We start from the raw sequence: 9,651 nt of genomic DNA on the forward strand, positions 1-9,651 counted from the left end.
CCCGGAAAACGGCGGAGTTTCGCGGTGCGGTGTGGCACGGCAGGCACAGGATCGGCGTCTTTTGCGCGCCCGTGGAACGCCGGACCAACGTCAGCCGGGCGGCCGATTCGGCCTCAGCGCCGCCCGGCTGACGTTGGTCCGGCGTTCCACGGGCGCGCAAAAGACGCCGATCCTGTGCCTGCCGTGCCACACCGCACCGCGAAACTCCGCCGTTTTCCGGTGGAGTTAACGGCCAAGTTCGGCCTCGGAACGGCCAAGTCTCTTTCCCGCCGCATTTGAAACGGAGCAGGATGAGCCTTCCCGTCGGTGCGGCAGCGCACCGGCTCCCTCCAGCAGGTCCTGCATGCGCAAGCACCTCTTCGTCGCCGTCGCCGTCGCGACGCCGCTCCCGGCTTTGGCCCAGGTGAGCCCCGTTCGCGACAACATCGACGCGCTGATCGAGGCGCATGCCAAGGCCAACGGTGTTCCGGCGAGCTTCATCCACCGGGTGGTGAAGCGGGAGAGCGGCTACAATCCCCGCGCGGTCGGCCGCGGCGGCGCGATGGGCCTGATGCAGATCAAGCACGGCACCGCGCGGGCGCTGGGCTATAGCGGCCCGGCCTCCGGCCTGCTCGACGCCAAGATCAACCTGACCTACGGCGTCGCCTACCTCGCCGGCGCCTACAAGACCGCCCACGGCAACGAGGCCCAGGCCTACAGCTACTACGCCCGCGGCTACTACTACGCCGCCAAGCGCGCCGGCATCCGCACCGACGTGGCCGAGCTCGAGGCGCCGCCGGTCCGCGAGGTCTCCGCGCCGGCCAATCCCCTCGGAAAATTCCTCTCGAACGTGTTCGGCGGCCGGCCGGCGGCCACGACCGCCACCGCCTCCGCCGACCCGTCGGTCGCCGCCCTCTCGACCGCGCTCGCCCCGACCGGCTCGACGACGCAATACGTCCTGCCGCCGCCCACCACCGCCCCCCAGCAGGTCGCCTCGGCGGCGTTCCAGCCGACGACGGCCCAGGCGCAGGCGCCCTCGCAATACCAGCTGCCGGACCTGCCCGAGCCGGTCGTCAAGGTGCCGCTGCCGCCGGTCCGCCCCGCCTCACTGGCCTTCCACGCCGCCCCCGAGCCGGTCCAGGGCGCCGCCCTGGCCTATGCCGGCAACGCCGCCGCCACCCCGCCCTTCCCGACCTCCGGCCAGACGATCAGCCTCGCGGCCGCAGCCCCCGGCCAGGCGGCGCCGGCCCCGGCGCCCGCGACGACCACGGTGGCCGCCCTCGAGCCGGCAGCAGCTCCGGCGGAGGACGCCAAGCCCGCGACGCCGATGCCGCCGCGTCGCCCGGTGGAGTTCCGCCACTTCGTCCTGCGCAAGCCCGCGCCCCCGGTGCCGCAGACCGCCGCCGCGACCCCCGAGCCGGCGGCGACAGCCGTCAGCCAGTAATCCGGCGGCCCGGCGCCGGGCCGCCGGAAGGCGCCCGGACGGTCACGCCTCGCCGGAGAACAGCGCCCGGGCCTGCGCCCCCGTCGCGACCTCGATCCCGAGGGCGCGGGCGAGGCCGGCGAGATCCGCCACCTGCGCGGCGTTGCTGGTGGCCGGGCGGCCGTCGGGACGCCAGAGGTTGTTCTCGAATCCGACCCGGGCATGCCCGCCGAGCGTCGCCGCCGCGACGAGGCAGGCCGCCTCCCGGGGACCGAAGGCGCAGAGCGCCCAGGGCAGGTCGAGGCGGTGCTCGGAGGTCCAGGCGGCGAGGAACGGCAGCAGGTCGGCGGGGTCCGAGCGCTGGCCCACCGCGTAGCGGCCGAGCACGAACAGGGCGCTCGCCCGCTCGAGCGGAATCAGCCCCCGGGCGGCCAGCCCCTGGAAGCGGGTGACGTCGCCGGCATCGTACAGGATGTGCTGGACCAGCACGCCGGCCCGGGCCTGCTCGGCCAGGAAGGCCGCCGCCGCCGCCTCGTCCTCCGGCTCGGCGAAGAGCTCGCGCAGGGCGACCGAGAACGCCTCGGGCTTGAGCGCCCGCATCGCCGCCATCTGCTCGGCCGGGCTGTAGAGGCCGACCGCCTCGGTGGTCACCTGGCAGATCATCTCCGGCCCCGCCTCGCGGCGCACCGCCGCCAGCGCCGCCCGGTAGCGGTCGAGATCGAGGGTGTGGCGGTTCTCGGCGTCGCGGACGTGCAGGTGGATCATCGCCGCGCCGGCCTCGCGGCAGCGCGCCGCCTCCAGGCCGATCTCCCGCGGCTCGATCGGCAGGGCGGGGTGGTCGGCCTTGGTGCGGCGGGCGCCGTTGGGCGCCACCGTGATCACGAGGGGGGCTGTCATCCTGTCGCTCGGTTCCGTTCGCTCGCGGCCCCGCGGGCCGCGTCCTCGTCCTCGTCCGGGCGATTCGGTGCCCGGCGCCGCACTCTGCACCGCCGGCGGCCCGCCGCACAGCCGGACCGCTGCCCCTTTTCAGAGGGGACGGGCCCGCCCGGCGCGGCGTTGCAGCCACAGGATCAGCCCGGCGATCGCCAGCACGGTCGCGAGACCCGCCACCGTGAGGATGCGGCGGATCAGCGGCGTGTAGATGCCGGTCTGGGGATCGTAGCCGTAGCAGAGCAGCACCAGCCGGTCGGAGAGGCTCCCGACCCGTCCCTCGCCGGCCTCGACCAGGGCGAGGCGCAGGTCGCGGGCGGTCATCGCCAGGGGCGAGAGGGCGCGGGCGACCCGGCCGTCCCCGGCCAGCACCAGGGCGCCGGCCGGGTGGGCGTAGGAATCGGTGTCCCGGTCATACGCGTAGGCATAGCCCAGGGCTCGCGTCACCGCGGCGACCGGGCCGGGCGCGCCGACCAGCACCACGGCCCGATCCAGGACGGGACCGCTTCCGAGCTGCTCGGCCACCATCGTCCGGGCCTTGTCCGCCTCGGCCCGCGGATTGAAGCCGAGGGTCACCAGCCGGTAATCCGTGCCGGGCTCGAGGCCGGTGGCGGCGAGCGCCGCGCCGGCGACCGCCAGCATCGGGTCGCAGACGTTGCGGCAGGCATAGTCGAGGGGCATCAGCAGGGTGGGGCGGCCATTCATCGCCTCGCCGAGGCTCAGGCGCCGCCCGTCGGCGGCACTCGTGAAGGCGGCGTCGAGGGGCGCGCGCGCGTCGGGCGGCGGCGCGAGGGCGACGCCCGAGAGGTCCTTCGGGGTCAGACCGGCGGCGGCCGGGTGGGCGAGGGCGGCGAGGCACGCCGCGACGGCGAGGCGGGCAGCGCCTTTCAACGGCGGATGGCCGGGACGTCTCATGGCTTCCCCGATCCTCGCCTCGAACCGTGCGGACATCCTTGCCGTGCAGACATCCTCGCCCTGCCGGCAACCTTGCCTCGATCGCCCGCAGGCCGCACGCTGGACGAGATAGGGCGGCGCCGGAGCACGCGGACGCGCCGGACAACGGGACGCAGGGTCGGCTTCAATTCAGGCTGGCCCGGTTCAGGCTTGACCCGGTTCAGGCTTGGCCCGGTTCAGGCTTGGCGGGCCGCGAACACGATCGCGAGCGGGAGGACCGGATGGACGAGAGTCAGGCCGAGATGCGGATCCGCAACGCGGACGAGCTGCGCGACCACATGGGCCCGGTCAGCCGCCTCGCCGAGGGCAAGGTGCTGACCCGGCTCGATCCGCATGCCCGCGCCTTTATCGCGCTCTCGCCGTTCCTGGTGGTCGCCACCGCCGATGCCGAGGGCCGCGCCGATGCCAGCCCGCGGGGCGACGCCCCGGGCTTCGTCCAGATCCTCGACGACGCCACCCTGCTGATCCCGGACCGGCGCGGCAACAACCGCGCCGACAGCTTCGGCAACCTGCTGGCGGCGCCGGGCATCGGCCTGATCTTCCTCGTGCCCGGCGTCACCGAGACCCTGCGGGTGAACGGCACCGCCCGCATCACCACCGACGCCGCCCTGCTGACGCCGCTCGCCGCTCAGGGCAAGGTACCGACCACCGGGCTCCTCGTCGCGGTGCGCGAGGCGTTCTTCCATTGCGGCAAGGCGGTGATGCGCGCCCGGCTCTGGGACCCGGCGGCGCAGGTGCCCCGCGGCACGGTCCCGAGCCTCGGCCGCATCCTCGCCGAGCAGACCGGCGCCCTCGGCGTCACCGAGGCCGAGCGACTGATGGAGGAATCCTACCGGACCCGGCTCTACTGAGCGGGCGTCGCCCGCCGCCGCGCCCCTGGTCTCGCTCCGATCGTGCGAAAAAGCCGCCTGTCCCAGCCGGTTGGACGCTGGCGGGCGCGGCATCCGATGTGAGAATCCGCACACCCCGACTGTCTCGCGCTCCGTTTGATGCGGTGCAACGGAACCGTTCCGCTCCGGCACGGTTCCGCATCGGCAATAGATCTGCCCCGAGGGCAGCACAGGGAGAAGGGGTGAATGGCAGAGAAGGAAACCAAGGCCTTTCCGGCCGCCGCGAGCACGCGGGTACCGTTCGCGCTGGCCCTGTCGGCCCTGGCCGGCTGCGCGGACGCGATCGGGTTCCTCGAATTCTCGCAGCTGTTCATGTCCTTCATGAGCGGCAACACCACCCGCTTCGGCGTCGCGGTCAGCCTGGGCGACTGGGGCAACGTCACCCGGGTCGGCAGCACCATCGCGCTGTTCTGCTTCGGGGCGTTCATCGGCACGCTGCTCGCCGCCGCGGTCGGCTACTGGCGCCTCGCGGTGCTGCTGACGCTGCAGGCGCTCCTCCTCGCCGCCGGCCTGCTGATGCCGCGCGGGCCGTTCGAGTTCCCGCTCCATGCCTACCCGATCGTGCTGGCCCTCGGCATGCAGAACGCCGTGCTGCAGGACGAGGAGGGACGCAGCCTGGCGCTCACCTACGTCACCGGCGCGGTGGTGCGCTTCGGGACCGGGCTTGCCAACCTGCTGCTCGGCCATCCCTCGCCGTCGTTCTGGATCCAGGCGCCGCTCTGGGCCGCGCTGACGCTGGGGGCGATCTCCGGCGGCCTGCTGCACGCCGCCTTCGGCGAGAACGCCTTCCTGGTGCCGGCGGTGGTGGCGGCCGTGCTCGCCGTCGTCGCCCTGGTGATGACCCTGATCCACGGCGACGGGCCGCTCGTCTCGGGCACCAAGTCCCCGGCCCCCGACGCCGCCGCGACCGCGCCGCCGGTGGTCTGACGCGCTCCCGTCGCGGGCGGGGCCACGGCCCCGCCCGCGGCCGAGATTACGCAGAGTTCATGGGGCGGAGACACGGGCGTAAGACGGGGAGGCCTAGAACGGCATGGTCGCCGGACGCGGCGGCGCCTCCCACCCCCGGGGCGCCGACGCGCCGCAGGCCCCGAGGGCCGAGGCGCCGGGTCACCATCATCGCCCCCCAGACGACCCGGCGTTTTGCGCCACGGCAGGCCGAGTCCCCCGGCTCGGCCTGCCGACTCCCAGCGGCGACGCCCGACGTGCCGTACCGGCCTCCTCCCCCGGTGCGGCGCGTCGGGACGGGGACCGCCTCGGGTCCAAGGCGCCAGGATCCCGGCGCGGGACGCTCTCCCGCGCGCCCGGGAACTGCCCTAGAATGTCCGACATGCGCCTCCTGATCATCGAGGACGACCGCGAGGCGTCCAGCTACCTCTCCAAGGCTTTTCGCGAGGCCGGGCACGTCGCCGACACCGCCGATGACGGGCTCGACGGCTACGCGCTCGCCCGCGAGGGCGCCTACGACGTGCTGGTGGTCGACCGGATGCTGCCGAAGCTCGACGGCCTGTCGCTGATCCGCTCCCTGCGCGAGCAGGGCGTCGAGACCCCGGTGCTGATCCTCTCGGCGCTCGGCCAGGTCGACGACCGGGTGAAGGGCCTCAAGGCCGGCGGCGACGACTACCTGCCCAAGCCCTACGCCTTCTCCGAGCTGATGGCCCGGATCGAGGTCCTGGCCCGCCGCCGCGGCGGCAATGCGGGCGCCGAGGCGACGAGCTACCGCGTCGGCGACCTCGAACTCGACCGGCTGTCGCACCGGGTGACCCGGGCCGGCCAGGAGATCCCGCTCCAGCCGCGGGAATTCCGCCTGCTCGAATACCTGATGCGCCATGCCGGCCAGGTCGTCACCCGCACGATGCTGCTCGAGCACGTCTGGGACTACCATTTCGACCCGCAGACCAACGTCATCGACGTCCACGTCTCGCGCCTGCGCGCCAAGGTCGACAAGGGCTTCGAGCGGCCGATGATCCACACCGTGCGGGGGGCGGGCTACATGGTCCGCGCCGGCGGCGAGGCGTGAGCGCCCGGACCACGACCCCGTCGGTAACGCCGAGCCTTCCGGGTGTGGCGGCACCGGACGGCGTGCTGGCGCGCCTCGGCACGCTGTTTCGCACCACCGCCTTCAAGCTGTCGCTCGCCTATCTCCTGGTCTTCGCCGCCTTCGCGTTCTTCGCCCTCGGCTACGTCGCCTGGAACGCGCGGCGCGTCCTCGACGACCAGATCGTCTCGACCATCGAGGCCGAGATCAACGGCCTGTCCGACCAATACGCCGCGGGCGGCATCCGCCGCCTCGTCAGCGTGGTCGAGCGCCGCTCGCGCGAGCCCGGCGCCTCGCTCTACCTCGTGACCACGCCGGCGGGCGAGCACGTCGTCGGCAACGTCGAGACCCTGCCGCCCGGGGTGCTCGCCGAACCCGGCCAGACCGAGACCGCCTATAGCCGCGTCGGCGACGGCGACCGCCTCGACCACCGGGCGATCGTGCGCATCTTCACGCTGCCGGGAGGCTTCCGCCTCCTCGTCGGCCGCGACGTCGAGGAGCGCGACCGCCTGAGGGCGGTGATCGGGCGGGCCTTCGCCTGGTCGCTGATGCTGGTGGTGGGCCTCGGCTTCCTCGGCAGCTGGTTCATCGCCCAGCGGGTGCTCAAGCGCGTCGACCACATGACCGAGATCACCCGCGGCATCATGGCGGGCGACCTCGACGGGCGGCTCACCCTCGCCGGCACCGGCGACGAGCTCGACCGGCTGGCGAGCAACCTCAACGCCATGCTCGACCGCATCGGCGAATTGATGCGCGGCATGCGGGAGGTCTCGGACAACATCGCCCACGACCTCAAGACCCCGCTGACCCGCCTGCGCAACAAGGCCGATGCGGCCTTGCGCGAGGGCAACGACCCGGACGCCCTGCGGGCGGCGCTGGAAGCCAACATCGAGGAGAGCGACAACCTGATCCGGGTGTTCAACGCCCTCCTGATGATCGCCCGGCTGGAGGCCGGCAACGCCCGCGAGGGGCTGGCGGATTTCGATGCCGGGGCGGTCGCGCTCGAGGTCGCGGAGCTGTACGAAGCGGTGGCGGAGGAGCGCGGCGTCGGGTTGCGGGCGGAGATCGAGGACGGTCTCCTCCTGCACGGGAGCCGCGAGCTGATCGGACAGGCGATGGCGAACCTGATCGACAATGCCCTGAAATACGGACAGACAACGCCCGATCCGGCGAGCCAGCCGGTGGTCCGCGTGACCGCCCGGCGCGAGGACGGGACCGTGGTGCTCACCGTCGCGGACCAGGGCGAGGGAATCCCCGAGGCCGATCGCGGCCGGGTGCTGGAGCGCTTCGTGCGCCTCGAGACCGCCCGCACCCGGCCGGGCTTCGGGCTCGGCCTCAGCCTCGTCAACGCGGTGGCGCGCCTGCACCAGGGCACCTTCGCGCTGGAGGACGCCGCGCCCGGCCTGCGGGCCGTGCTGCGCATGCCGGCGCTGGCCCCGCGGGAGGTCCAACCTCCGCGGGAGACGACGGCGTGACCGGGCCGCTCGCCGCCCGCCTCGCGCAGGCGCCCCGCCTCGCCGAGCCGGAGCGCGCCCGCTCGCGCCTCGCCGATCTCCTGGGCGCGGCACCCGACCTCGCACCCCTCATCGGCGAGGACGGCCCGACCCGCGACCTCCTCCTCGGGCTCGCCGACCACTCGCCCTTCCTCTGGGGTCTCGCCGCCCGCGATCCCGCCCGCCTCGCCGGGCTCCTGGAGCGGTCCCCGGACGATTCGAACGCCGCGATCCTGGCCGACCAGCGCGAAGCCGGTCTCGCCGGCGGCGACGTCGCCGGGCGGCTGCGCCGCAACCGCGCCGCCCACGCGCTCCTGGTGGCCCTCGCCGATATCGGCGGGGTCTGGTCGCTGGAGCAGGTGACGGCGGCCTTGTCGGATTTCGCCGACGCCTCGGTGGGCGCCGCGGTCGACGCGGCCCTGGTCCAGGCCGCCGGCACCGGCCGGTTCCTGCCGCCCGATCCGTCGAAGCCCCAGGAGGGGTCGGGGCTGATCGTGCTCGGCATGGGCAAGCTCGGGGCCGGCGAGCTGAACTACTCGAGCGACGTCGACCTGATCGTGCTGTTCGATCCCGAGACCGCGCCGTTGCGCGCCGGCGTCGAGGCGACGCCGTTCTTCACCCGGATCGCGCAGGCCGTGGCCAAGCTCCTGCAGGAGCGCACCGCCGACGGCTACGTCCACCGGGTCGATTACCGCCTGCGGCCCGATCCCGGCTCGACCCCGACCGCCCTGTCGCTGCCGTCGGCCTACACCTACTACGAGACGGTCGGGCAGAACTGGGAACGCGCGGCCTTCATCAAGGCGCGGCCGGTGGCCGGCGACCGGCCGCTGGCGGACAAGTTCCTCGCCGAGCTGCGGCCCTTCGTCTGGCGCAAGTACTTCGACTTCGCCTCGATCGCCGACGTCCACGCGATGAAGCGGCAGATCCACGCCGTGCGCGGCCACGGCGCCGTCGCGGTGGCGGGCCACGACATCAAGCTCGGGCGCGGCGGCATCCGCGAGGTCGAGTTCTTCGTCCAGACCCAGCAGCTCGTCTTCGGCGGGAGGCGCCCGTCGCTGCGCGGTCGCCGCACCCTGGAGATGCTGGGAGCGCTGCACGACGAGGGCTGGATCACCCCGGAGGCCCGCGACGAGCTGGGAGAGGCCTACCGCTTCCTGCGCACCGTCGAGCACCGGCTGCAGATGGTGGCCGACGAGCAGACCCAGCGCCTGCCCGAGGATCCGGGCAAGCTCGCGCGCTTCGCCCGCTTCCTCGGCTACGCCGACGAGACCGCGTTCGGCGCGGCACTCACCGCCGAGGCGCGGCGGGTGCAGGGCCATTACGCGCTCCTGTTCGAGGCCGAGCCGGACTTGGCGGCGGAGGTCGGCGACCTCGTCTTCACCGGGGTCGAGGACGACCCCGAGACGCTCGCCACCCTGCGCCGCCTCGGCTTCCGGGCGCCGGAGCGGGCGACCGAGACGGTGCGGGGCTGGCATTTCGGCCGCCGGCCGGCGGTGACGAGCCCGCGCGCCCGCGAGGTGCTGACCGATCTGGTCCCGCCCCTGATCCAGGCGCTCTCAGGGACCGCCGACCCCGACGGGGCGCTCGCCGCCCTCGACCGCGCCTTCGGGCGGATGCCGGCCGCCGTCGAGCTCCTGACCATCCTGCGCTCGCACGAGCGGTTGCGGCTGCTCTTCGCCGACCTCCTCGGCACCGTGCCGCGGCTCGCCGACACCGTGGCGTTCAGCCCGCACGTCCTCGACGCGGTGATCGACCCGGCCTTCGTCGCCCCGGTGACCGAGGCCGGGGCGCTGGCCGGGCAGTTCCGCACCGGCCTCGGCCAGCCCCGCGACTACGAGGACTTCCTCGACCGCAGCCGCGACGCCGCCCGCCAGTTGCGCTTCGTCACCGGCGCCCGCGGGCGGCAGGATGCCGGAGAGGAGCCGCGCGCCGGTGACGAAGCGCAAC

The 9,651-nt window shown here is 73.9% G+C and carries 8 protein-coding genes; 6 read left to right on the top strand and 2 right to left on the bottom strand.

Annotated elements, in window-relative coordinates; genetic code table 11:
* Positions 1-343: 343 nt before the first annotated feature.
* Positions 344-1,423 carry a lytic transglycosylase domain-containing protein gene (locus QR78_RS09520; protein ID WP_048427273.1) on the top strand — a complete coding sequence of 360 codons (1,080 nt, stop codon included), beginning with the start codon at positions 344-346 and terminating at the stop codon, positions 1,421-1,423.
* Positions 1,424-1,465: 42 nt separating this feature from the next.
* On the opposite strand, the gene QR78_RS09525 is transcribed toward QR78_RS09520, so the two are convergent.
* Entirely contained in the window at positions 1,466-2,299 is an 834-nt protein-coding gene (locus QR78_RS09525; protein WP_048427274.1) for a beta-keto acid cleavage family enzyme, read from the bottom strand.
* Positions 2,300-2,428: 129 nt separating this feature from the next.
* Complete coding sequence (locus QR78_RS09530; RefSeq protein ID WP_048427275.1) at positions 2,429-3,247, bottom strand: thioredoxin domain-containing protein; 819 nt, start codon at positions 3,245-3,247, stop codon at positions 2,429-2,431.
* A 260-nt stretch (positions 3,248-3,507) separates the two neighbouring features.
* Here QR78_RS09530 and QR78_RS09535 point away from each other — a divergent pair, with 260 nt between their 5' ends.
* The 5 genes from QR78_RS09535 to QR78_RS09555 form a co-directional block, all read left to right on the top strand.
* On the top strand, positions 3,508-4,137 hold the full coding sequence (locus QR78_RS09535) for a pyridoxamine 5'-phosphate oxidase family protein (RefSeq protein ID WP_048427276.1): 630 nt from the start codon (positions 3,508-3,510) through the stop codon (positions 4,135-4,137).
* A gap of 225 nt (positions 4,138-4,362) precedes the next feature.
* Positions 4,363-5,103: a YoaK family protein gene (locus QR78_RS09540; RefSeq protein WP_048427277.1), complete on the top strand. Its 741-nt coding sequence runs from the start codon at positions 4,363-4,365 to the stop codon at positions 5,101-5,103.
* Between the two features lie 400 nt (positions 5,104-5,503).
* Positions 5,504-6,193: a response regulator transcription factor gene (locus QR78_RS09545; protein WP_048427280.1), complete on the top strand. Its 690-nt coding sequence runs from the start codon at positions 5,504-5,506 to the stop codon at positions 6,191-6,193.
* A gap of 44 nt (positions 6,194-6,237) precedes the next feature.
* Complete coding sequence (locus tag QR78_RS09550; protein ID WP_048427278.1) at positions 6,238-7,686, top strand: sensor histidine kinase; 1,449 nt, start codon at positions 6,238-6,240, stop codon at positions 7,684-7,686.
* On the top strand, positions 7,683-9,651 hold a 1,969-nt coding region (locus QR78_RS09555; RefSeq protein WP_048427279.1), incomplete at its 3' end, for a bifunctional [glutamine synthetase] adenylyltransferase/[glutamine synthetase]-adenylyl-L-tyrosine phosphorylase. The genes QR78_RS09550 and QR78_RS09555, both read left to right, overlap by 4 nt.

Origin of the sequence: Methylobacterium indicum, from assembly GCF_001043895.1 — a bacterium.
Taxonomy (GTDB): domain Bacteria; phylum Pseudomonadota; class Alphaproteobacteria; order Rhizobiales; family Beijerinckiaceae; genus Methylobacterium; species Methylobacterium indicum.

What these genes read in the sequence shown, in the direction of transcription:
- QR78_RS09520 (WP_048427273.1), top strand. Translation starts at nt 344, where the DNA reads ATGCGCAAGCACCTCTTCGTCGCCGTCGCCGTCGCGACGCCGCTCCCG.
- QR78_RS09525 (WP_048427274.1), bottom strand. Translation starts at nt 2,299, where the DNA reads ATGACAGCCCCCCTCGTGATCACGGTGGCGCCCAACGGCGCCCGCCGC.
- QR78_RS09530 (WP_048427275.1), bottom strand. Translation starts at nt 3,247, where the DNA reads ATGAGACGTCCCGGCCATCCGCCGTTGAAAGGCGCTGCCCGCCTCGCC.
- QR78_RS09535 (WP_048427276.1), top strand. Translation starts at nt 3,508, where the DNA reads ATGGACGAGAGTCAGGCCGAGATGCGGATCCGCAACGCGGACGAGCTG.
- QR78_RS09540 (WP_048427277.1), top strand. Translation starts at nt 4,363, where the DNA reads ATGGCAGAGAAGGAAACCAAGGCCTTTCCGGCCGCCGCGAGCACGCGG.
- QR78_RS09545 (WP_048427280.1), top strand. Translation starts at nt 5,504, where the DNA reads ATGCGCCTCCTGATCATCGAGGACGACCGCGAGGCGTCCAGCTACCTC.